Below are 23,074 nucleotides of genomic sequence, written 5' to 3'. Positions count from 1 at the left end.
AGCGCCCGATGGTCGCAGCGTCAGAGACCACCCTGCAAGGTCTGCTCGAAGGTACGAAGCAGTACCAGGTGCCTCTCTACCAGCGAACGTACTCCTGGCAGGACCATCACCTGGAACGCCTGTGGGAGGACATCGTCCGGCTCGCCGAGGACCGGGCCGAGAACTCGAAGACGACGCACTTCATCGGATCGCTAGTGCTGGCGCCCAGCCCCGACAACGGTCCCGCCGGCGTCGGGGAGTTCCTGGTGGTGGACGGCCAGCAGCGATTGACGACGCTCTCCATCCTGCTCTGCGCAATCCGCGATCACCGGGTGGCCAGCGAAGGCAACGAGCACCATGACCGGCTCACCGACCAGTATCTGATCAACAAATACACGCCTACACGGCGGCTGAAGCTCGTCCCCACCCAGGCCGACCTCGACGCGTACCTGGCTTGTGTGGACTCCTCCGCACACGCCGGCGCGGGAGCGGTCGGCGCGGCGTATCAGTTCTTCCGTGACCGGCTGAACGAGCCGAAGGGCTCGGCGCCTGTGCAGCGTCTGGAAGAAGCCGTGATCTTCGGGTTGGCGCTGGTCTCGGTCGTCGCTCACGCGAGCGACAACGTGTACCGGATCTTCGAGTCGCTGAACAACACGGGCCTCAAGCTCACTCAGGCAGACCTGCTGCGCAACTATCTGTTCATGCGCCTACCCGACCGCAGCAAGGCGGTCTACGACGCGCACTGGCTGCCGTTGCAGAACCGGCTCAGTTCAGCCGAGATGGAAACCCTGTTCTGGCTGGACCTGGTACACCACGACCCGCGTATCACGCAGAGCGACACGTACGCGCGACAGCAGGCGCGCCTCGATCGGTTGGGCACGGAGGACGAGATCGAGGCCGAGGTTCGCCGGTTCGCTCGCCTCGGTGCCCTCCTCGAAACAATCTTGCACCCAGAAAAGGAGGCTGACCCTGAGGTCCGGCTGCGCCTGGAGCGGTTGCACGCCTGGGGCACCACCACGGTCTACCCGGTCCTGCTGCACCTGCTGGACCGGCGCGACCTGGGCACGGCGAACAGTGTTCAGGTGGCGTCCGCGATGCGTTACGTGGAGAGCTTCCTCGTTCGGCGGCTGCTGATCGGCCGCGCCACCGCGAACATCAACCGCAACCTGTTGTCCATCGTCACCGAGATGGACAAGAACCTGCCGGTCGACCAAGCGGTACACGCCTACCTGTCGGCGGGGCGCAAGTACTACGCGACGGACGCCGACGTTCGCCACGCGGTCCGGTCGCTGCCGTTCTACACCAACGGGCGGGCGTCGCAGCGGACCCTGGTGCTGCGCTGGCTTGAGGAGTCGTACGGCAGCAAGGAGCCGGTCACGCTGACGAAGTTGACCATCGAACACGTGCTGCCACAGAGCACCAGCCCGGAGTGGCAGCGCATGCTCGCTGCGGACCTCGAACCGCACGAGAATGTCACTGAGGTGCACGACGCCCTGAAGCACACCCTCGGCAACCTGACCCTGACCGGGTACAACGTCGAACTGGGCAACAGCCCGTTCGCGGTCAAGCGGGTCCATCTCGCCAAGAGCGGTCTGCGTCTCACGCGGGACATCGTCGCCTGCGAACGCTGGGGACGTCCGCAGATCCACGCGCGCGCCGACGCTCTCGCCGAGCGCATCATCGACTACTGGCCCGGCCCTACTGGCCAGGCGGTCGATCAGTCCGAGGTGCGCTGGGACCTCATGGAGAAGGCACTTGCTGCGCTGCCCGCCGGCTCCTGGACCACCTACGGCGACCTCGCCGCCCTGATCGGCACCGCACCCCAACCGGTCGGCAACCGGCTGCGCACCGTGCCGGTGCAGAACGCCCATCGGGTGTTGCAGGTTGAGGGAACGATGGCTCCTGGTTTCCGATGGCCGGACGGGCGGACGGAAGACCCGGTCGCGGTGCTGACGGCCGAAGGGGTCTCGTTCGACCAGCACGGCCGGGCTGACCAGGCCCAGCGCATCGACCTTGACGAGTTGGCACAGTTGACCGGGCTCGCGCCTGACGAGATGCCCCGGCGGCTGCCCCGACCTCGCCCTGGAGAGGGACAGTCGCGTGCCGACCGGTTCGCCGAGCAGCTTGCGGTGCTGCAGCAGAACAAGGACGTCGCCGAGGCCACGCTCCTGCTGCTCGACCGATGGACCGAGCTGGGTGGGACCCTCCTTTACGGTGGCGGAGCGGAGACATCCTGCTTCCTCATGGCTCGTGAGCGCGGCCACCGCGACGGTGATATTTGGCCGTTGACCCTCTACCCGAGCGGAAAGGTGGAGGTCGTCTTTCAGCACCTGGCCAACCGTTTTCCGTTCGATGACGTCACGCTGCGGGAGCAGTTCCGGCAACGGCTCAATCAACTCTCCGGCGTCAACATCGCCGCCGCGAAGGTCACGCTGCGGCCTGGCTTCCCGCTGACCGTCCTTGCTGGCGAAAGGGCCGCCGAGGGCCTGATGGAACACCTTCAGTGGTTCTACGAGCAGGCCCATATGTCCGAGGAGACGGGCGAGCCCCTCACGGTGTAGCGGCGGCGAGTCCAGCTGTTGCGGCCAGGACTGTCCTTCGCCGAGGAGATGTCGGCACATGATGACGCGAGGAGTTCAACGCATGGCAACAGGTGCCCACGACGGACCGGTTTCGAAAGAAGCCGTACGTGGACAGCGGGTCCTCGACCTGGTGGACAAGGCAATCGCCGTCCAGAGCCCCCTGGTGCGCAAGAACATCGCCCGGGCTCGCCAGCGGAACCCGGACGCTACCCCTGCACAGGTAATCCGCAATCTGGAGCGGATGTACATCAGCGCTTTGACCGGGACGGGTGCTGCGGTTGGAGGAGCTGCAGCGGCACCCGGCGTCGGCACAGGCGTCGCGCTGGCACTGTCGGCCGGCGAGGCTCTCTCCTCCCTTGAGCTGAGCGCTCTCTTCGCGCTCTCGGTCGCCGATGTCCACGGAGTCCCCATCGACGAGATCGAGCGCCGCCGGACGATCGTCATGGGAATCATGCTCGGCGGCTCCGGCTCCGCCACCATCACCAAGGTGGCCGAGCGGACAGGGCAGCACTGGGGACGGCAGGTCGTCGCCAAGGTGCCGGCCGAGACGTTGCGTCAGATCAACAAGGTCTTGGGGAAACACTTCGTCACGAAGTACGGGGCCAAGCAGGGCATCATCGTTCTCGGCCGGGTGGCACCGTTCGGTATCGGCGCGGTGATCGGTGGCGGCGCCAACGCCACGCTCGCCACTCTGGCTGTTCGTGCCGCTCGTCGCGCATTCGGCCCACCCCCTACGTCCTGGCCATGGCTGATGCACAGCACCCCGCCATCGTCCGAGAACTCGCCTGGCTGACCTCTCGGCACACCGCCAACTCGGCGACGACGGACAGCTCGCCCTGTTGCTGGACGCGACCACACACGCCTCGTCAATCGCCCTAACGACATCCTCGAGATCCGCAATCGGGTCATGCACTTCAGCAAGGACGCCGTCAGAGACGGAGATGTCGACATGATCCAGAATTTTCCTGAGGACGATCCGCAGGGACAACGGGTCATGACACACGATTTCCAGCTCAACGGACGGCGGTACCGCATCGACGCCGATACGGTCCGGAAACGGGCGACCGTGAAGCAGGTACAAGCGGCTCTGCGGCTGCCGCGACCCTAACGACCGGTTCAGAATCGGCCAGCGCCGCTATCTTTCCCGGTCGCACGGGATCCTCAGCCGGATACTTGTTTCGCTTGCGGGGTGGTGCCGTCGCTTCTGGGTATGTGCCGATGCTCCTGAAGTCAGTGTCGGGCGGGACCATCGCCGAGGTGGATTCCGCCGTGGACGTCTCGCGCCTGCACGACTGGCCCGTGCACGTCACCTGAGACTGAGTTCGCCACGCCGCCGGCACCTTCGGCAACGATTGCCTCGACCCGCGACCACCGGGCACGCAGCTGGGCGTCGAAGGCCGCGTCGCGGCGGGATTCGCGGTCCAGCAGCTCGGCGAGTCGACCCACAGCCTCCGGCGACGGCTGCTGCAAGGCGCCCTCGATGACCGCGTTCGACTCCGGCTCGTGCTCAAATCGGGTTCGCAGGAAACTGATCAGGGAGGACACCGCCGCCCGCCCGCTCTGCGCCAGCTCGGTGGTGGCCCACGCGACCAACGTCGTCGCCGCGGTGACCATGATCGGGTCTGTCATCGTCTGCCTCCGGCCATCGCGCCCGGCATCGCGGAGACCAAGCACGGGCGGCAGCTATCAAATCGGATCGATGTTACCGTGGGTGTCCACACGGATACCCGAGTTCGGAGGTCGGCATGAGCAGGCAGCGTTGGGAAGCAGACCCGGCCGCCGAACTCACCCGTCGCTGGGGTAAATCCTCACACGAACTGGGCAACACCTCCGGCGACGGCAGCTGTCCTGACGTCTGGGAGCTGAGCAACGGTGACATCGCGGTGATTGGGCAGGACCTCACCGACAGCTACCGGGATAGGCTTCCGGCAGGAGTCTCGGTGGACCCCGGTGAGCGGCTTATCATCATTCCCCGATCGACCATGATCGCGGCGAAGGTGGACATTCCTGATGCATGACCTGTTCGGCGGCGATGCCGGCGAGAGTCTGAGCCTGGCGGACTACTGGGCGGACTTCGAGGATCGGTTCTGGCAGACCACCGATCCGGGTTTTGGAAGTTGGAGCGGCAGCAGACCTTCAAGGAGCCCGGCGACGCGGGGTGGCAGGCGTTCGCCGACGGACGTTGGGAGGATTCGCTACGGATCCTCGACGGTCGCCGCCCGGAGTTCGAGGGCTACTACCGGCGGATCGCCGACAATGGGTTCGCCACCCGCCGGGTACAGCAGCTTCCCGGTGACGTACGAGGTTTCGTCAACCGGGTCGAGGAGCTACGGGCACTCAACCGACTGCTGACCGACGGGCACCGAAGCGCCGACGTGACCTTGTCGGTGATCACCGGGACGGCCGGCGTCGGCAAGACCTCACTCGCGCTGCGCTGGGCGCACAGCGTCCGCAACCGGTTCCCCGACGGGCAGCTCTACGCCAACCTGCGCGGCTACGATCCGGGCCCGCCGGCCCAACCAGAGCAGATCCTCGACCGCTTCCTGCGTGCCCTGGGCGTACCACCTGCGGCCGTGCCGGCCGACCTGGACGACCGGGCGGCGCTTTATCGCTCCCGACTGGCCGGGCGGCGCGTACTGGTGGTGTTGGACAACGCCGCCACCGCGCGGCAGGTGCGCCCGCTGCTGCCTGGCACGGACCGCTGCCTGGTCGTGGTCACCAGTCGGAACATGCTCTCCAGGCTGGCCACTCGCGACGGCGGCCGACGGTTGACCCTGCGCATGCTGAGCGAACAGGACGCGGTCACCCTGCTGCGCGACATCACCTCCGCCTACCGCAGCGGCGACGACCCCGATGAGCTGACCGAGTTGGCCCGACTGTGCGCCCGGTTACCGCTGGCGCTGCGCTTCGCCGCCGAGCGGGCGGCGAGCCGACCGTTCATGCCGCTCGGCCAGCTCATCCAGGATCTGCGCGACGAGTCGGCCCTGTGGGACCGCTCACCGCGGAGGAGGACGAGGAGTCCGACGCAGTACGCGCGGTCTTCGCCTGGTCCTACCGGGCCCTGAACCCGACGTCCGCCCGGCTGTTCCGGCTGCTCGGGCTGCACCCCGGCCCGGACCTCACCGCCCCGGCCGCCGCCGCGCTGACCGGCGGGCCGGTGTCTCGGGTACGGCAGCCGCTGGATGCCCTGGTCAGCGCGCACCTGCTGGAGCAGAGCGCGCCGGGGCGCTACCAACTCCACGACCTGCTGCTTGCCTACGCGGTTGACCAGGTTCGGCACCTGGAGAGCATCGCGGACCGGCAGGCGGCACTGCGTCGTGTCCTGGACTGGTATCTGCACTCCGCCGATGCCGCCTTGGCGCGTACGTTGCCCTTCTACCGGGCCGTACCGTTGGCTCCGCCGGCCGACGTGACGCCGCTCGCCTTCGCGACCAGCGGCGAGGCGGACGCCTGGTTCGACGCCGAGCGGGACAACCTGGTGGCGGCCACCCGGGTGGCGGCAGAGGCCGGCCAACCGGAGAAAGCCTGGCAGTTGGCGGCGCTGCTGCGCAGCGTCTTCATGCATCAGAACGCCTTCGAGAGCTGGTTCGCCACGGCCCGGATCGGGCTGGCGGCGGCTCGCACGCTCGGCGACCGGCGCGGCGAGGCCGAGGCGCTGGAGTGCCTCGGCAAGGCCCACTTCCAGGCCCGCCAGCTCCCCGAGGCCGCGGAACACCACCGGGCCGCGTTGGCCATCCGGCGGGAGATCGGCGACGAGTACGGCACGGCGGTGTCGATCAACGCTCTCGGGCTGCTGGGCCTGCGCCACCGTCGCCTCACCGAATCACTCACCCACTTCAGCGAGAGCTTGGCGATCTTCAAGCGGCTCGGCAACCAGCGGTGGCAGGCGCTGCTGCTCAGCAACCTCGCCGAGACCCGCTACGAGTTGGGTGAGCTGACCGAGGCCGCCGAACTGCTGGAACGGGCACTCGTGGTGCAGCGGAAGATCGACGACCGAGGGCAGGAGGGCAATTGCCTCTTCTTCCTGAGCATGACACTGCGGGAGCTTGGCCGCATCGAGGAAGCACTTGCCGCGATCGAGTCGGCGCTCGCCATCGCCGAGGGCGCCAGCCAGCTGTGGCTGGGGCACTGGCTGGGGCACTGGCTGGTGGAGTACGCGCGGGTGCTACGCGCCTCCGGTCGGCCGGCCGAGGCGTTGGAGGCGGTGCACTGGGCCGCGACGATTCAACGTCGGCTCGGTGACCGCAGCCGGGGGGTGATGGCTCTCGACGGTGCCGGTGAGGCGTACCGGGAGCTTGGGCAAGCGAACGAGGCGATCGCCTTCCACCTACGGGCGGCGGCGGCACACCGGCAACTCGGCGACGATTGGCAACTCGCGCTGACGCTGGACCATCTGGCCACCGCGCTGGCGGCGGCGGGTCGCGCCGAGGAGGCCGGACAGCATCGACGGGAGGCCCACTCCCTGCTGGACGGGTTCGGCGACGCGCGTGCTGCCGCAATCCGGGAGCGCATCGCGGCATCGTTGCCGAGCGGCACCGACTGAGAACGAAGGCCCCTCGCATTGACACTCTGAGATTATTCGATCACGCTGGGTGCCTGGCTCATGCAGTGCGGCAGCACCGGGGGTGGGCGTGGAGATTGTTTCCCTCGTACGGTCTCTGAGCTACCAGTCGCTACTGGCGCCTCAATTCCTCCGATCAGCTCGTCGACGACGTGCTCCGGTACGCCGAGACCCACGCCAAGACACGCGAGGCCTACTGGCACCACAAGACGTTGACCCCGGTGGACGTCGGCAGGGGCGGGATGCGCACGACCCCCGCGCAGGTGCTGCACGAGCTGGGGGTGGCCACCACCCTGCTGACCGCGTCCCCGCTCTCGCAGGTGGCACGCCACTGGGCCGCCGTCCGCTACTGCGCCACCCTGACCAGGATCAGCGGTGGGCGTCTCGCGCTGACGCCGGATGCCAACGAGGTCGTCTACCACCACAAGGTGACCCAGTCCGAGCAGTTGGGCATCGGCCTGGCCCTCGTCGTCGCCAAGCATGTGCTCCGCCGCCAGTATCGGGGTTGACGTTCCACGCGGTCGACGCCGAGGTGGCGTTGAAGGCCGGCTTCGTGGACGGCATCGGCGCGGTGGAGTCGGTCTCCCGCACCAAGAAGCGACCGGACTACATCCTGCTCGGCCACCACGCCACGAAGACCCGCAGGCGGATGAAGATCGTGATCCTGGAGTGCAAGGGCACCCACCAGCCGCCGAGCTTCATCCACGGGCAGCTCGCCCGAGCCGCCGTACAGGTGGAGGCGCTGTCGGTGGGCGGTAACCACCCGCCGTCGCTGATGGTCGCCTCGCACCTCACCCAGGCCGGGATAACCGCGTACGTGCTCGATCCGCCCGGGGATGACGAGTTGTGGTCCGGTGATGACGAGGAGCTGGACGGCCTGCTGAGCACCAGCCCCGAGGACCAGTTCTGGCGACCGCGCACGGTCACCCCTGACGAAGCCGAAGCGAGACAGGCCCCTGCCGGCGTACCGTCCCCGGCCGACGAGACCGTCACCGAACCGGACCTGGCCGAGGAGTTGCCGCCGGGCGCACCCCAGGTCTTCGACATACCCGAGCAACAGCGTGGTTGGTTCACCCAGATCCTGACCCGCGCCGTGGCGGCCACGGCCCTGCTCTTCGCTGGGAACAGCGCGGCCGCCAGCGGCTACGCGACGCCCCGCCAGCGCGGAACGGAGGATCCAGCATCCCAACCGGGGCTGTTCAACCTGGACCCGGCGTGGGCGACGAGCAGCGTGGCGACGTTCGAGCTACCCAACGGGATCCTCGCGGAGGGCACCCGCCACCGCGCACCCCTGGGCCGGGGCCGGGTCCTGGAGGTGTTCCGAGGCGTGGAGAGCCACCTCTACCGTGAGCTGGCCGAGGGCCGGATCGGCGCCTACCTGAGGGATGCGCCGACCTTTTTCGGCAGGCAAGCGACGTTGCCGGGCGACGGCAGCGTGTACTCGTTCGGCCGGGATGGCACCGTCCTGGTCGTCCGGGTCCTCGACGGCGGAGAGTAAGCGATCTTCCGACGCTCAACGTGCCGCCGATCTCCAGGCACCACGAGTGCCGTCCCGGTTGGCAGAATTCGGCGAATGAGCGTTCCGATGGCTGGCCCCCGCGGCCTCGCCGGCCTGACCGACACGCCGGCCGTTCGACGGGTGGTGGACAGGTGATCCGACCGACATCGCCCTCGGCTCCGACCGCTCTGATGCGGTGGAAACTCGCCACGCCGCTGATCGGGCTGAGCCTACTGATGGCCGTTCCGGCGGTGTTCGGCACGGTGACCTGGTGGTCCTTCTACGGCGTCGGATACCGGGTGCTGAGCGTGGTGATCTGCCTCGTCCTCACCGCACAACTTGCGGTGGCCGTCTCCATCGGCGTCCGGCCGAGCAGGGACGTGCCCTGGCTGAAAGTGGGGCTGGTCATCCTCGGCATCCTGCTCACCTGCGGCCTGGCCCGAATCCGCCACGAACCCTAAACCTCGCTCCGCACCATTCCACCCCCGACAGTACGCCGATTAACCGCGCATGGGAATTGCGCGTTCATGGCCCATGTCGGGGGTGTCTTGTATGGTCAGAGGCGTAATCGATCTGCGTGGCAGCACCGTATCGAATTGATTCTCGATAGCAACGACCGTGCGTTTCACCGATGGCGTCCGGATGTAACAAAACGCAACGTGGAGAGGCGGGAGCCGATGGCCGACGACATGGGATCGACAGTGCCGCGACGGCAGCTCGGGCGGGCGCTGCGAGAGCTGCGCACCGAGGCGCGGATGACGCTGGACGGCGCGGCCGAGGCGATGCAGTGCAGCCGGCAGAAGATGTGGCGCATCGAGACCGGCCTCGGCCCGGTCCGCGCCCTCGACGTCAAGGCCATGTGCGAGCTGTACGGGGCGACGCCTGAGCTGGCCGGCGCCCTCACCGCCTTGGCCGCCGAGACCAAGGCCAAGGGCTGGTGGCACTCGTACGGCGACGCCGTCCCCGACTGGTTCGAGCTGTACGTCGGCCTGGAATCCGCCGCGTCCCGGCTGCGGGAGCACGACGACACCCTGGTCCCTGGGCTGCTCCAAACTCCGGGCTACACGCGCGGCGTCTACCAGAACCGCCCCAACATGCCGGCTGACGAGTTGGAAGAGGTCTTGGAAGTCCGCCGACGCCGACAGGAGATCCTTGTTCGCCGCCTCCCGAAGGCACCCAAGCTGGAATGGGTCCTATCGGAGGCCGTTTTGCTGCGACGCGTCGGCGGACCGGCGGTCATGGCCGAGCAACTGGACTGCCTTCTTGATCGGGCCGAGCTACCCAACGTGTCGATCCGTGTGCTGCCGCTGTCGGCTGGTGCCCACTATGGCGCACTGGCGGGAGCCTTCGTCATGCTCGACTTCCCACTCGTCAACCGGGTCGTCCCTGATCAGTCTGTGGTCTACAGCGAGTCGGTGACCGGGGCGCTCTACCTCGACAGGCCCGACGAGTTCGCGGTCTACGAGAAGGTCTGGGCGAGCCTCCTCGACCTCGCGCTTGATGAGGAACAATCAAGGAGGATGATCGGCAAGATCAAGGAAGAGGTCCACCATGGCTGACGACCTGCTCGGTGCCCAGTGGCGGAAGAGCACCCGTAGCGGCGACAACAACGGCAACTGCGTGGAGGTCGCCGACAACCTGCCCGGCCTCGTAGCCATACGTGACAGCAAGGACCCGGCCGGACCAGCCCTCACCTTCTCCTCCGCTGCCTGGACCAGCTTCGTCCGGGCCACCAAGTCCGGGCACTGAGCCGCACATCAGACGGGAGCGCAGCCGGCGGACGCGCCGGACGCCCTCCCGTCGCGCAGGAGTCCGCGTCCCCAATCGCGGGTGGGGCCGCGTCCTCGAACAAGGACCACCGGTCCCGCCATGCCTCCACGTTCGCGGGGTAGAGCGCGGCGTGTCGGCTGTTCGGGTTGCGCGGGCGAACGCCGCCGACGCTCGCCATGAACTCGTCATGTCGCTCGCGCACTCCGATCATCCAGCCGCATCTTGCGCGGCGACCTGCACAGCAGCACTCCTACCGTTGATCTTCACGAAGGTCTGCGCACCGTGCAGGCTGGCCGATGGCCGTGCAATAGAGCCTCAGCCACGGCAAGGCGCCGCCCAGCCTGGTGCTTCTGGTGGTTACTCGGAGCCATCTGCTCTCCTTCAGGCGGAAGAGGGGTAACGCGCTACGACGGCTGCCAGCCCCCGTCGATCGCATCACGAAGCCGCTTGCTGAATACGGCATGCGCCTGCCGGTACTCGTTCTCCCGATCCGCCTTGTAGAACGGGGAGATGTAACCGTCGGGTGCCGGAACCTCTGCTGGGTTGCCCAAGTGCTTCATCAGCTCACTATAGTGCGTATTCGATTGCCCCCAACCCCAAATATTGTAGTTCTTAGAGATACGTCGCCCCCGACCGTCAAACCACATCTCACTCTCATAGTCCGACAACTGCGGGAATCGAGCCAGATACATCGAAACCAGGGAGTCTGCACTCAGCCCCAGCCATACAGCTACGATCGCATCGATTTCAAGCAGAGCAGCTCGGCGATCAGCCTCCACCCGCAGAGGGGTATGCGCATCCCAAACCTGTGAGATGTCTCCCAGCGCCGCCAGAACAGGCTGCGACGTCGCCCAACATTCGCTACGCCATGACGAAAAAAACGCTTCCTTCCAGATTTCGCTGTACGCATTAGTCAAGGCATTCAGACGCAGAACACGAAGCGCCAGCGGCGCAGCAAGCGGGTGTTCCTCAACAGGCGCGGGAAGACGACGAACATCGGATTCCTTTACGTGCTCCCGACCCGCTAGACGAATTGCATAATCTAGAGGAAGCGCGCTCCAGAACCCTACGGCGAGGACAGTCAGGAGAGCAGACGAGAGGATCGTAGACCTGACAGATGATAGATGGGCAGGACCTGGAGGTAGCAGAGCAGCAATCAGGCTACGTTCCGATGAAGCTGGCGCCATCTCTCGCCAAGCAAGTCTGAAGTAAGACGCGGACGGACGACCTGCCCAACGAACTTGCAAATCATCCATTTTGTCCGGCTCAACCAAATAACGAAAAGCACTCACAGCAACTGCATTTGCAGGCAGTTCACGCAGGTCCAACACCTTGTCCACGTTAGACGTTTTTGGCGGCTCCTTAGCAAATGGCGTGGAGATCCCAAATTGGGCGCCACGGAGCAGGACTTTACGCCACGAGTCTGGGCGAGTGACCGACTCCTCAAGGTACCCATCACGCACCAGCCCCTTATCGATAAGGCCGAGATTGATGCGCTCGAATTTTTCGGTCTTAGGCCGAAACCTCGACAGCGTCTCAATCGCCGCTTGCTCTGACACATTGAGCGGGTAAAGTAGGCGTGCATGCTCGACCGGCGAACTGACCTCGTTAGAGAACTCCTGCCAAACTCGAAGGATGTCCTCGTTCACGGTGACAATTCGACTGCGATGGGGGCGCACATCCCACTTTCCACCCACTTTAATCCTCGGCATTTCGCCGTTACCGTCATGCACCAATGAGGCTGACAGGGTGTCTGCGTCGAACAGCCAGCTTAGGTGCAAGAAGTTGACCCGACAAGGGGGACCATAGACATTGAGCGAAAACTGCTTATTCCAATTCACTTCAGGGAACAGCAGCCGCCGGTTATGGAAGTGAGCATGGAGCCGCAAATGACGGTAAGCAGTCGCCCGAAATTCCGCTTCTCGGATTCCCGCCATGTGTGTATCGTAATGAATTAGACCTGACATGCCCGATCGCGCGGCGTTCGCCCACACCTTAATCATGAAGCAGCGGTAAAGATTGGGCTGAGTGCCACCGAGCTCTGGGTAATTGGTTCGCGAGCCCAAATAGTTCCCGATGGCATTCGTTATCAGGAATTCGTGCACGTACGATGCCCACTCATGCGCGACAACCTGCGACTTCCTCTCAGCCCACAGGTCAACCGTCCCCTGTAGGGCAAACCACGGATCGTAGTCTGCAAGCACGGCTGTCTCGTTCCACTCGGGCCTGACCCACGGCGGATTCCCGACTTGGAGGTCAAAGCCGCCCTTCGCGAAGGCTTGGGCGAAGGTCAACTCCCAATGGAAAAAGCCTTGCTGCTCGGCGATCTGGTCGGCGACGAGGAGCCAGGGGAACCGGTCGGAGAGGGTCCAAGGCGAGTCGACGCCGATGACGCCGTCGAGCTTCCGCTCGAACTCGCTGATCTCGCTCAGGCTCGTGAGCGTCCGGCCGTAGAAACGTTCGGTATTCTCGTCCGCGTCGCTGCGGCCAATCAGCGCCTCGGCGAAGGTCAGCCAGTCATCCAGGCTGGACAGTGGCACCTGCTGACGAAGTTGCTCTGCCACGGTCATCCGCCGGGTACCCCCGGTCGGCTTGGTCGCCAGCTTCATCTGCTGCGGTTGCACGTCCCCGAAGAAGTCCGCAACCTCGTAGACGGCCGGTTCCTCGTACGCCGGCTCGTCCTTGATGTGCGAGACTTGGACGGGCGCGGCCGGGTACGCCGGGTCGGAGCCGTCGAGCAGCCCGACCTTGTCCAGCGGCCAGAACCACAGCGCGCACCAGACGTCCATCAGGGTCTTGAGCCGCCAGTACGGGGTGCCCGGCGCGGTCAGGTCGGCGAGGATCTCCTCGCGGGGCACCGCCTCCGTGACCTCAGGCAGGTCGTCAGCGCCCCACACCTTGATGTCCCGGCGAATCTCCCGCTCCGAGATGTCGAGCCGCTGCTGCACCAGCCCCCACAGGAACTCGACCCGTCGCGCCAGCGCCTGCAAGCGCTGTACCTGCGAGTTCTTCCCCTTGGCCGACGGCGTGCGCTTCATCGCCGTACGCCAGGCTTTCAGCCGCGCGGTCTCGGCCGGCGCCAACTCGCGGGCCTCCTTCTCGCCCGCGACCGCGCCCCAGCCGTCGGCGGGGAGCAGGAAGTGGTGGATGGTGCCCTCGTCGATCGGCCCGTCCCGGAAGGGCTGCTCCTTCGGCGCGGTGGTGAGCCACGACTTGTCGGCGAGCTGCTTCGGGCCGTAGGTCTTGCGGCCGGCGCCGATGAGGGAGTTGCCGCGTTGCAGGTGCAGGCCGAACCAGGGTGCCTGGAGGCCCGCGTGCATGACGTTGAGCCAGAGCGACACCTCGGCCAGCTCGACGGCGGTGCGGTTGAGGTCGACGCCGTAGCTGTTGTGCAGGGCGATGTAGGCCTTCACCCGCTGGAGTTCGAGGTGGTAGTCCTCCGGGTCGAGGGTGACCTCGAGTTCCTTCTGGCGGCGGCGCAGGTATTCGGCGGCGACCTGGTTGATCGCCTCATTGAGGAAGGCGCCGGAGCCGAGCGCCGGCTCGCAGATGGTCCAGTCCAGCAGCTCACGGGCCGGGGTGACCGTGTCGTCCTGGTCGAGCCGGTACTTGAGGGCGAGCTGGACGGTGACCTCGGTCAGCGACTGCGGGGTGTAGTAGGAGGCGCTGGTCTGCCGGTCCCGGCCGGCGAGCCGGTAGACGAACTGGCCAGGCTCGTAGCAGACCCGGCTGCGGACGCCGGTGTATGCGTTCTCCTTGTAGACGAAGACGGTGTCGTCGTACTCGTCGGTCTTGGAGGCCGGGATCATCCACGAGCCGTCCTTCGGGTCGCCGTTCTTGGCGACCTCGTAGAGCTGCTCGGTGGCGACGAAACCGGTGTACGACATCAGGCCCTCGTACACGGCACCGAGCTGGTTGATGCCGAGCTGGGCGTAGGAGATGAAGCCGCCGCGGCGCTTCTTGCCGCCCTTGGTGAGCATCAGCCGGCGCAGCACCTCGTAGAGGACCTTGTTGCGCAGCCGCGTGTCGATCTTCGGGCCGTCCGGGTCATCCGGGTCGCTGCCGGGTACGGCGATCAGCCGGCCGATGAGCTTGGTCTTCTCCGGCAGGAACAGGTCGGAGCGCATCGGCTCGAAGCGCAGCCCCTCCCCCTCGCTGGCCTTGTCGTCGACCTCGGCGCCGCCGCGCGGCCGGTGCCCCTCGTTGACCATGCGGAACAGCAGGTCGAGCGATTCGTACAGGTGGTAGCGGTCTTCGGCGGAGGGTGCCATCCGGCGGGAGACCAGGTCGCCGAGGCGGGCGAGGCTGTAGCCCTCGACGTACTGGGGGTCGTTGACCGGCAGCACGCCCAGTTCGGGGCGAGCCTCGGCGTAGAGCAGAAAGAGGATTCGATAGAGGTAGCGCAGTGACTCCCGGCCCAACTCCTTGGCCAGCTCGTCGAGGTCCATCACCTGCTGCGGTTGGTAGCCGGCCCGCCGGATCTGGTCGAGGACCTCGTTGGCGATGAGTTCGACGGAGACCTTCAGGCCTTCGCGGAGTTCGCTGGAGACGCCCACGGCGTGCTGGCGGGAGCCGGCGACCAGGTCGGCGAGGGGCTCGGTGCCGCCCTCGGCGGGTGGGCGCAGCGAGTCGGCGCCGAAGAGCGCGGCGACGACGTCGAGTTCCTTGTCGTCGTTGCGGGCGTAGGCGGTGTCGAGGCTGACGGCCAGGTAGCGGCCCTCACCCCAGACGGTGCGGTCGGCGAGGGTGATTACGCCGCCGCTGAGGATCAGCACGTAGCGGGGCTTGGGGCTGTCGGCGGCGAAGAGCAGGGAGGCGAGCTTGGCGCCCGTCTCGATGGTCTCGGTGCTCGACAGGGTCAGCGGGTCGAGCAGGCGGCCGGCGTCGTCCGGGTCCTGCGCTGCCTCGGTGTCGACCGCCCAGCCGCAGTCCAGCGCGACGATGCCGTGTGCGGTGGTCAGCTCGGCGTGGGCGACGTGGACCTCGTACTCCTGGCCGTTGCGCTCAACGGTGATGGTCTGCGGCTGCGGGTCGAAGCCGAGCGCACGCAGCACGTCCTGGTGCTGCTTGCGCAGCCGCTCCGGGTCGAAGAAGTCGACGTCGGTCAGCTCGGTCTTCGCGTCGAAGTACTGCCGGCGCATGCCGCGAAGCCCGGTTCGTGGCGTCTGATCGCCGTTCTTCTCCGCTGCGGTCCAGCGCTTGAACAGGTCGCTGCCCTTGAGGGTGGTGGGCAGGACCTCGGCGAGATAGTGCGCGGAGAGGTACTCGCCGCGGTTGGTCAGCGACTCGAAACTCATGCGGCACTCTCCGAGGACGGTACGAGGACGGCCAGCACCCGCAGCAGCGGGTCGCCGGCGGTTTCCAAACGGTCGAGCAGGTCGTGCTGCTCCTGAACGGTGGCGTCGACGCGTTGCCGCCGCTTCTCCCGGTGCACGCCGGGCAGCTCATCGATGAGGCTGGCCTGCTGGAAGGTCCTCAGCTGCTGGCGGTGCTTCCGCAACGGCTCGGCGTTGGCCTCGGCCCACTCGTCACGCTTGCCCTCCAGATACTGCCGGGCAACCTGGACGGCCGCCGGCAGCAGATCCTTGAGCGGGTCGACCGCGATGACCTCCGCGCGGTTGACCATCGCCGGCCCGACGTTGGCCTCGCGCAGGACCTCGTCCATCGGCCGGATGGTCGGCGACCCGGGCAGGTCGGAGACGGCCATCCACTGGACAACCGTGGGTTGGCCGAGGCGGTTGGCGTAGACGCCCTGGATCAGGAACGTCGGTGCGGTGACGTCCGCGGTGAGCACGGGGGCCTGTTGGCGGCCGAGCCGGATCAGGACCTTGTCGACCAGCCAGTCGACCATCGGGTGCACGTCGCTGAGAAAGGCGATCTCCGGCCACATCGGGGTCTTGCTCTGCCGGGCCTGGTCGAGCTTGCGCTGCGCCAGGGCGCGGTCGAAGGTGACCTTCAGCCGAAGGTCCTCGCCCTCGCGGTGGGCGCGCAGGTAGGAGCGGGGCAGGTCGGTGAGCCGGTGCACCAGGTCGTCGGGGGCGAGGAAGGTCAGCAGCTCGTCCTCGCGGCGCAGGTCGATGTGGTCCTCGGGCCGGTCCTCGTAGATCTCGTCGAGGGCGGCGTCGACGAAGTCCTGGGTGGAGTCGAAGAGCTTCGGCACCCGGGCCTGGGGCACGTCCGCCGCCACGGACGCGGTGCCGACGTCGCCGAAGAGGTCGGCCATCACGTCGACCTCGGCGTGGACGACTTCGTAGGACTCGTCCACGGTCTTGCCACTAAACAGGTCGCGGACCAGCCGGTCCTCCTCAGCCTTGTCGTCGTAGAGGCCGGTGGCGGCTCCGACGCTGCCGAGGCTGCGGTGAGCGTTCTCCTCCCGCCTCAGCAGCTTCTCGGAGACTGTTCGGTCGTCCTTCGCATCTTCGCGGCTAGTCGTGAGGATGAGCGCCCTGAACTGCGGCTGGTGCTTCTGCCCGTAGCGGTCGATGCGGCCGTTGCGCTGCTCGATCCGGATAAGGCTCCACGGGATGTCGTAGTGAATCAGGTGGTGGCACTGCTGGTGCAGGTTGACACCCTCGGAGGTGACGTCGCTGGTGAAGAGCAGCCGCACCTCGCTGCCGGCAAGCTCGAACTCCTGCAGGATCTTCTGCTCGTCCTGGTCGGCGATGCCACCGTGCAGCACCCGGACGACGTTCGGCTTGAGGCCGAGCAGGCCAGGCACCACCTGGGCAAGCCACTTGATGGTCGGTGGCCGCTCGGAGAAGACCACGGCCCGGGTGTCGCTGTTCTTGCCGACGCCGATCTTCCGCAGCTCGTCGACCAGGCCCTGGAGCTTGCTGGAGTCCCGGTCGGTCATCGCGGAGGTCAGCTCCGCGAGCCGGTCCAGGGCCGCCCTCTCGGTGCCGGTGGCCTTCTTGCGCCGGTTGGTCACCGTCTCGTGCAGCGCGCGGTGCGAGGACAGGAACGACTTCAAAAGGGTGTACGGGAAGAGCCGGTGCTGCCCGGTGATGGCCTCGTCGGTCCACTTGCCGGCCAACCACACGTCGGTCAGCTCGTCGAAGATCTGCTCCTCGATCGGCGTCGCCGCGCAGTGCAACGCCTTGGACGGGCCGCGGTCGGCCCACCGGTCGCCGATCTGGTCGCGTACCTCCGGGCTGATCTTCGTGCGGCGCAGGTAGAGGTGCGCGATGTCGCTGGCCTGGTAGTTCTTCTCGTTGGCGATGGCTGCCGGGTCGAGCAGCGAGATCAGCTGCGCGAACGACTCCTTGTCGCCGTTGTGCGGGGTGGCGCTGGCCAGCAGCAGCGCGTCGGTCTTCGCGGCGAGCCGGCGGGCCAGTTCGTTGCGCTGGGTGCCCTTGTTGATGAGGTTGTGCGACTCGTCGATGACGACGGCGTCCCAGGTCGTGGCGTCCAGGTGGTGGCCGAACTGGCCGGCGTCCTTGAGCGTGTCCACCGAGATGATGGCCCGTTTGAAGTAGGTGAACGGGTTCCGCCCGGCGGGGATCTCCTGCTGGATGCGCTGAATGCCCGTCGAGTCGAGCCGGACCAGGGGGATCGCGAAGCGGGTCCAGAGTTCCCGCTGGAACTGTTCCAGCACCTGCTGGGGCGAGACCACCAGGATGCGGTCACCTCGGCCCCGGCGGATCAGCTCGGCGAGGATCAGCCCGATCTCCAGGGTCTTGCCCAGGCCGACGACGTCGGCGAGCAGGATCCGCGGCCGCAGACCGGACAACGCCAGCTCGACGGGTCGCTGCTGGTAGGTCAGCGGGTCGAGCAGGAACCGGTCGGCGAGGGCCAACCCGCGCTCGGTGCGGGGCAGCGGAGTACGCCGCAGCACGGCTTCCAGGAAGAGGCGGCTCTGCCGGAACCGCGACGAGGTGTCCTGGACGAGCTCGGTCTCCTCGGGCAGCAGCGGCGTGATGTCTTCGAGATCGGTGAAGAAGGTCGCCTCGACGTCCTGCACGAACTCGGATACGCCGACCGCTTTCACCATCGTGCCGTCCGCGGTGCCGGTCTTCACGCTGCGGATCAGCCACTCCTCGTCGCGTACGACGATGCGGGAGCCTGGGGCGAAGGTCGCGGCCTGGGTGGTGGTCATCGGGTGGTGCCTTCCTACAGGGTCGAGCGGCGGGCGTACTGGCGGCGCATCTTGTCGACGAGCCACGACACGTCGGCAGGCGCTTTGGTAGGCCGCTCAGGGTCGACCTTCGTGGGCGTCGGCTTCAGCACCGGAGGGTTGTCCTCCTCGACGACCGGCGTGCTCTCCGGGTCCTGTCGCGGATCATCCAGGTCCGGAGGGACCAGAAGTTCCGTGCCACCGTCGTAGGTGAGGTCGGCGACTTCCTGGCGCAGGGCGTGGACGCTCTTGCCGCTGGTGGCGGTGGCGACCGCGAGCAGCCGGGCACGCACGTCAGTCAGGCCAGGTCGGGCGGTGGGGTCAAAGGCGAGCATCGTGCCGAGCAACTGCACCAGCTCGGCCGGCACCTCGGAGAGGTCGGGAAGGTCGCTGGGCTCGCTGATGCGCAGCAGCAGATTCCAGGAGTTCGTCGACGGGTAGAGCCCTCGTCCGGTCAATGCGAAGACCAGCGTCGCGCCGAGGCCGTAGATGTCGACCGCCGGGGTGAGGTCCCGCTCCCCCTTGACCTGCTCGGGCGACATGTAGGCGGGAGTACCGACCATGGCGCCAGGCTCGGTCAGATAGTCGTTCCGCTCGATCAGCACTGCCAGACCGAAGTCGATGAGCTTGGGCCCGTCGGGGCCGAGGATGATGTTCTGCGGCTTGAGGTCGCGGTGCAGCAGCTTGACCTGATGCACCTTGGCCAGACCTTCGGCGAGCATCGCGCCGGCCATGGCTGCCAACGGCAGCGGAAGTGGCCCCCGCGCGTCGACGTGCTGGCGCAGCGTGGCCCCGGGAACGTACTCCACGGCGAGCCAGGCCGGGTTCGCGTACGGGTCGGCGCCCTCGAGGCGGGCCACCCGGGAGCCGAAGACCAGCTTGAGGCTGTCGACCTCGGCGGCGAAGCGCTCACGCACCGTTGGTGCCTCGATGAGGTGCTGTTTGATCACCTTGACGGCGACCCGCTCGGCGGTCGGCGACACCGCGAAGAACACGTCGCCCATGCCACCCGAGCCGAGCGGCCGGACCACCTCGTAGCCGCCGATTCTACTCAGCGTCATTCGTCCCCCTCACGATGACACCTGCCCGAACTGCCGGTCCGCCATGTCGGCTCCACGCCTGACGGACGCATGACCGTACAACGTTGAACTTTCAACGAGGAAGTGTCCGAATGGCGGTTCCTGCTGGGCACTGAATTCATACTTCGTTAGGCTCCGGTGTATGAGTCGGCGTGTGACGATCTCCGTTCCTGATGACGTGGCCGAGCAGCTGGACGCGCTCCCGGCTCGTCAGGTTTCCGCGTATGTCACCGAGGCGCTGCGTCGGCGTCGGGTATCCGACGACATGCGCGCCGCTCTGCGGGCTGCGGGCCATCGGGAGTTCCCGTACGACCCGGCGGGCGCGGTGCGACGGCTGGCGACTCGCCAGGTGACGCCGGAGATGCGCGAGGCGGCGATCGCCCGCGCGGCGGAGCTGTTGGATCGCCCGGTCGACGAGGTCCGTGCCGACTTCGACCGACCGAACGCCGCGTGAGCGCACCGGTCTACGTGCTCGACACCGGCGCCCTGATGGCCTACGCCCAAGGCGTCGACGCCGTCGGCGAGGCGGTGGTGGAGGCAGCCGACGCCGGTGCGACGGTGGCGGTACCGCTGGTCTGCCTGCTCGAGGCGTACAGCCTGCTTGACCACGCCGAGCATGAATTCCTGCGGATGTTGCGGCGGAACCCGTCCGTCCAGGTCGTCACGCCTGCCCTGCGCGTCGACCGGGCTGACGACTGCCCGGTCATCGGTGGCATGGCGCGGCAGACCGGCCGGCTGGGTGCCGGTCATGCCGTCTTCGTGGCGATCAGCAGCGCCGCGGGCCTCATCACCTCTCGGGCCGATCAGGTCCGCAAGGTGCTCGGCGACGATTGGCCGATCATCGAGGTCTGACGTCACCGCGTCCTCCGGTCGGGACGGACAATCCCCCGGGCGAGACCGTCGGCGGTGAGCTGGACCAGTTCCGCGCCCAACGAGGCCGCCTGTCGGATTGCCGACTCGAAGGCGTCCAGCCGCCGGAACGCCTCCCCGTGCGACCGCTGCTCGTCCAGCGGCAGCCGCCGCACCTGGGCCCGCCGAATGTCGAAGCGCAGCGTGCCAGACAGACTCGACGCCTGCTTCTCGTTGGCCGACGTGCGCAACTGCCCCGCAAGGAACCACGGATCGAGCGCAGCCGGGTTGGGGCGCAGCAGGTAGAGGTTGCGGCCGAGCAGCGCTCCCTTGGTGGTGATCACTCGGGCGGTGAGCGTCCGCGCGATCATCGGCACCACCACATCGCCGACGGCGAGTGGGATCTCCTGGCCGAGCCGCTCGTCGACCTGCCCTGAGGCGTCCACGCCGGCCAGCACGTCCGGCACGGTGAGCACGGGCGGCCCGCCGGTTGACCCGCCACCGTCTGAGGATGAGCCGGCCCGGACCGGGCCGATGAGCTGCAACGCTCCGCTGCGGGCCAGCTCAGCGACCGTCAGGACAAGTGTTGTCGCCCCGTCGGGCGTGGGTGTGACCTGCGGCATCAGCGCCGGCAGGTCACCGACGATGGCGGCCAGCCGCTCGCGGGTGCGTACCAGATGCTCGCCGCTCTGCTCGCCCCCGACGGCGGGTTGCCGGCGCGCGGGGGTGAGGTCGATTTCCTCGTCCAGCAGTTCGATGACCGGCACCGCCCGAGCGAAGCCGATCTCCTCGACCTCGGCGTCGGGCGCGGCGGCAAAGGCCCGCCAGGTCGCCAGCACCCGCGCCGCCACCTCGGATAGCTCGCCCTCGGCGGCGTCCACCAGCAGCGCCCGCGCGGGTGCTGGCGCGTCGGCGGCAGGCCGCCGCAGCACCCACAGGTGCAGCGGTACGCCGTGCGGCGCGGCCACCCCGCTGGGCAGCGCGATGACAGCCCGCAGCGCGCCACCGCGCAACAGTTGGGCACGGATCCGCCGGCCCGCGCGTCGACCGGCCGCCGCTGGCGGCATCAGCAGTACGGCGAGCCCGCCGGTGCGCAGGTGAGCCAGGGCGTGCTGCACCCAGGCCAGCTCCGGTTCGGTACGCGGTGGTGCGCCGTACTCCCAGCGCGGGTCGTAGCCGAGTTCCTCGTTGCCCCAGTTCGTGACGCCGAACGGGGGGTGGCAGATGACGGCGTCGACAGAGCGGCCGGCAAAGGCGTCGGCGCGTAGTGAGTCGCCCGGGCAGACCTCGCCGGGCACCTCGCGCAGGGCGAGCCAGAGCCCGGCCAGCCTCGCGAGGTCCTCGTCGAGCTCCTGCCCGTACGCCGAAGTGCAGCCGGCGCGGACGGCGGCCCGCAACGTGGCGCCGGAGCCGGTGGCCGGGTCGAGGACGGACCCGCCGCCAACGCCGGCGAGCCCGACCATCAGGTCGGCCAGCTCGTCCGGAGTGGCCCAGGGGCGACCCGGGCCGGGCGCGGAGAAGCGTAGCCAGAGTTCGTCGAAAGCGGCCTGCGGCCCCAGTTCGTCGGCGAGCGCCTCGATCTCCGGTCGCAGGTCGGCGACGGATGTGTCGACGCCGCGTGGTCGTTCGCCGCGTTGACGGGCGAGGAGCAGCGCGCCGACGGCCGCCAGGCCGGTCGCCGGTGTTTCCCCGGCAGCGGCGAGGTGGCGCCAGAGGCGGTCGGCCCGGGACAGCTCGGGGAGCTTGCCCTGGCCGCGTAACCACTGCTCGACCTCGACGAGGTCGAACTCGGGGCTGGCGGTGGTGCCGCCCACCGGGGTCGGGAAGTCGGGATGGCGTTTGCGCCAGTTACTGACGGCCGCGCGACCGACCCCGGCGAGCCGGGCGATCTCCGCTGCCGTGATGGTCGGGTTCACCTGCACCTCCGAAGTGTGTCACACCCGTCAAGCATCATGTGTGTTGACAGAGTTCACAGACAATGCTCTTATTGACGCCGCCACGTTCACAGCAGGAGGAAAACGATGCGCAAGACCACGACCCTCGCCCTGATCGCCACCGGCCTCGTCGCCCTGGGCTGCGGCTCCGGTGCCACCGACGACACCACCGGCAGCAAGGCCAGCGCCGGCAGCAAGGCAGAGGCCGGCGGCGCCAAGGGCGAGGACAAGCCGGCGAAGACCGCGAAGATCGGCCAGGCGGCCCGGGACGGGAAGTTCGAGTTCACGGTCAAGTCGTCGAAGTGCGGCGTCGCGAAGGTCGGCACCTCGATGATCGGCGACAAGGCCCAGGGCCAGTTCTGCCTGGTCACGATCAACGTCAAGAACATCGGCAAGGAGCCGCAGACCCTCGACGGCAGCAGCCAGAAGGCCTACGCCGCTGACGGCACCGAGTACTCGTCCGACACCGAGGCTGGCCTCTACGCCAACAAGGAGGCGAGCACCTTCTTCGAGGAGATCAACCCCGGCAACCAGGTGACCGGCGTGTTCGTCTTCGACATCCCGAAGAACGTGAAGCTCACCAAGCTCGAGCTCCACGACTCGATGTTCTCCGGCGGCGTGACCGTCTCCCTCGCCTGATCCACCGCTCGGCCCGGGGCGGGCGCCACCGCCCGCCCCGCTCTCCCCCCGCCCTCAAGCCTGTTCACCG

19 protein-coding genes are annotated in these 23,074 nt (G+C 67.6%); 14 read left to right on the top strand and 5 right to left on the bottom strand.

Translation table 11 applies throughout. The annotated features are described in order from the left end of the window. Positions 1 to 8 precede the first annotated feature (8 nt). From ACFOW4_RS14580 to ACFOW4_RS14570, 3 genes are all read left to right on the top strand, one after another. Entirely contained in the window at positions 9 to 2,540 is a 2,532-nt protein-coding gene (locus ACFOW4_RS14580) for a DUF262 domain-containing protein (RefSeq protein WP_377527866.1), read from the top strand. An 82-nt stretch (positions 2,541 to 2,622) separates the two neighbouring features. Next, positions 2,623 to 3,354 (top strand): hypothetical protein, encoded by a 732-nt coding sequence (locus ACFOW4_RS14575; protein WP_377527864.1) that lies wholly within the window; start codon positions 2,623 to 2,625, stop codon positions 3,352 to 3,354. Between the two features lie 114 nt (positions 3,355 to 3,468). Beyond that, a complete protein-coding gene (locus tag ACFOW4_RS14570; protein ID WP_377527863.1) occupies positions 3,469 to 3,669 on the top strand; it encodes a hypothetical protein in 201 nt (66 codons plus the stop codon). 122 nt (positions 3,670 to 3,791) lie between these two features. Here the strand turns inward: ACFOW4_RS14570 and ACFOW4_RS14565 are convergent, their stop codons facing one another. After that, the gene (locus ACFOW4_RS14565) at positions 3,792 to 4,175 is read right to left on the bottom strand and encodes a hypothetical protein (protein ID WP_377527861.1); all 384 of its coding nucleotides are present in this window, start codon (positions 4,173 to 4,175) and stop codon (positions 3,792 to 3,794) included. 131 nt (positions 4,176 to 4,306) lie between these two features. Here ACFOW4_RS14565 and ACFOW4_RS14560 point away from each other — a divergent pair, with 131 nt between their 5' ends. The 8 genes from ACFOW4_RS14560 (at position 4,307) to ACFOW4_RS14525 (ending at position 10,369) form a co-directional block, all read left to right on the top strand. Further along, positions 4,307 to 4,579: a hypothetical protein gene (locus ACFOW4_RS14560; protein WP_377527860.1), complete on the top strand. Its 273-nt coding sequence runs from the start codon at positions 4,307 to 4,309 to the stop codon at positions 4,577 to 4,579. A 45-nt stretch (positions 4,580 to 4,624) separates the two neighbouring features. Then, positions 4,625 to 5,626 (top strand): DUF6879 family protein, encoded by a 1,002-nt coding sequence (locus tag ACFOW4_RS14555; protein WP_377528176.1) that lies wholly within the window; start codon positions 4,625 to 4,627, stop codon positions 5,624 to 5,626. Continuing rightward, the gene (locus tag ACFOW4_RS14550) at positions 5,548 to 7,104 is read left to right on the top strand and encodes a tetratricopeptide repeat protein (protein ID WP_377527859.1); all 1,557 of its coding nucleotides are present in this window, start codon (positions 5,548 to 5,550) and stop codon (positions 7,102 to 7,104) included. The genes ACFOW4_RS14555 and ACFOW4_RS14550 overlap by 79 nt, the downstream gene beginning before the upstream one ends. Positions 7,105 to 7,274: 170 nt before the next feature. Next, the gene (locus ACFOW4_RS14545; protein WP_377527857.1) at positions 7,275 to 7,631 is read left to right on the top strand and encodes a hypothetical protein; all 357 of its coding nucleotides are present in this window, start codon (positions 7,275 to 7,277) and stop codon (positions 7,629 to 7,631) included. Next, positions 7,628 to 8,620 (top strand): hypothetical protein, encoded by a 993-nt coding sequence (locus ACFOW4_RS14540; RefSeq protein ID WP_377527856.1) that lies wholly within the window; start codon positions 7,628 to 7,630, stop codon positions 8,618 to 8,620. The genes ACFOW4_RS14545 and ACFOW4_RS14540 overlap by 4 nt, the downstream gene beginning before the upstream one ends. A gap of 152 nt (positions 8,621 to 8,772) precedes the next feature. After that, positions 8,773 to 9,081: a hypothetical protein gene (locus ACFOW4_RS14535; protein ID WP_377527854.1), complete on the top strand. Its 309-nt coding sequence runs from the start codon at positions 8,773 to 8,775 to the stop codon at positions 9,079 to 9,081. A 216-nt stretch (positions 9,082 to 9,297) separates the two neighbouring features. Next, complete coding sequence (locus tag ACFOW4_RS14530) at positions 9,298 to 10,179, top strand: helix-turn-helix domain-containing protein (protein ID WP_377527853.1); 882 nt, start codon at positions 9,298 to 9,300, stop codon at positions 10,177 to 10,179. After that, a complete protein-coding gene (locus tag ACFOW4_RS14525; protein ID WP_377527852.1) occupies positions 10,172 to 10,369 on the top strand; it encodes a DUF397 domain-containing protein in 198 nt (65 codons plus the stop codon). The genes ACFOW4_RS14530 and ACFOW4_RS14525 overlap by 8 nt, the downstream gene beginning before the upstream one ends. Positions 10,370 to 10,794: 425 nt before the next feature. Here the strand turns inward: ACFOW4_RS14525 and ACFOW4_RS14520 are convergent, their stop codons facing one another. From ACFOW4_RS14520 to ACFOW4_RS14510, 3 genes are read right to left on the bottom strand one after another with little or no spacing between them, the layout of a single operon-like run. Further along, a complete protein-coding gene (locus ACFOW4_RS14520; protein WP_377527850.1) occupies positions 10,795 to 15,687 on the bottom strand; it encodes a class I SAM-dependent DNA methyltransferase in 4,893 nt (1,630 codons plus the stop codon). Further along, positions 15,684 to 18,485, bottom strand: coding sequence for a helicase-related protein (locus ACFOW4_RS14515; protein ID WP_377527849.1), 2,802 nt, complete (start codon positions 18,483 to 18,485; stop codon positions 15,684 to 15,686). Before ACFOW4_RS14515 ends, ACFOW4_RS14520 begins: the two co-directional genes overlap by 4 nt. Positions 18,486 to 18,499: 14 nt before the next feature. Then, positions 18,500 to 19,564, bottom strand: a complete 1,065-nt coding sequence (locus ACFOW4_RS14510; protein ID WP_377527847.1) for a serine/threonine protein kinase — start codon at positions 19,562 to 19,564, stop codon at positions 18,500 to 18,502. 160 nt (positions 19,565 to 19,724) lie between these two features. Between ACFOW4_RS14510 and ACFOW4_RS14505 the strand changes: the two genes are divergently transcribed. Both ACFOW4_RS14505 and ACFOW4_RS14500 read left to right on the top strand, forming a co-directional pair. Then, a complete protein-coding gene (locus tag ACFOW4_RS14505) occupies positions 19,725 to 20,036 on the top strand; it encodes a hypothetical protein (protein ID WP_377527846.1) in 312 nt (103 codons plus the stop codon). Positions 20,037 to 20,050: 14 nt separating this feature from the next. Next, positions 20,051 to 20,434 carry a hypothetical protein gene (locus ACFOW4_RS14500; RefSeq protein WP_377527845.1) on the top strand — a complete coding sequence of 128 codons (384 nt, stop codon included), beginning with the start codon at positions 20,051 to 20,053 and terminating at the stop codon, positions 20,432 to 20,434. A 2-nt stretch (positions 20,435 to 20,436) separates the two neighbouring features. On the opposite strand, the gene ACFOW4_RS14495 is transcribed toward ACFOW4_RS14500, so the two are convergent. After that, on the bottom strand, positions 20,437 to 22,353 hold the full coding sequence (locus ACFOW4_RS14495; protein ID WP_377527843.1) for an N-6 DNA methylase: 1,917 nt from the start codon (positions 22,351 to 22,353) through the stop codon (positions 20,437 to 20,439). Positions 22,354 to 22,452: 99 nt separating this feature from the next. On the opposite strand from ACFOW4_RS14495, the gene ACFOW4_RS14490 reads away from it, so the two are divergent. Beyond that, a complete protein-coding gene (locus ACFOW4_RS14490; protein WP_377527842.1) occupies positions 22,453 to 23,004 on the top strand; it encodes a DUF4352 domain-containing protein in 552 nt (183 codons plus the stop codon). The last annotated feature ends 70 nt before the right edge of the window (positions 23,005 to 23,074 follow it).

This window comes from Micromonospora sp. GCM10011542 (assembly GCF_042650685.1).
GTDB lineage: Bacteria > Actinomycetota > Actinomycetes > Mycobacteriales > Micromonosporaceae > Micromonospora.
The sequence above is the reverse complement of the archived record's forward strand: the minus strand, read 5'-3'. Positions and strand labels throughout refer to the sequence as shown.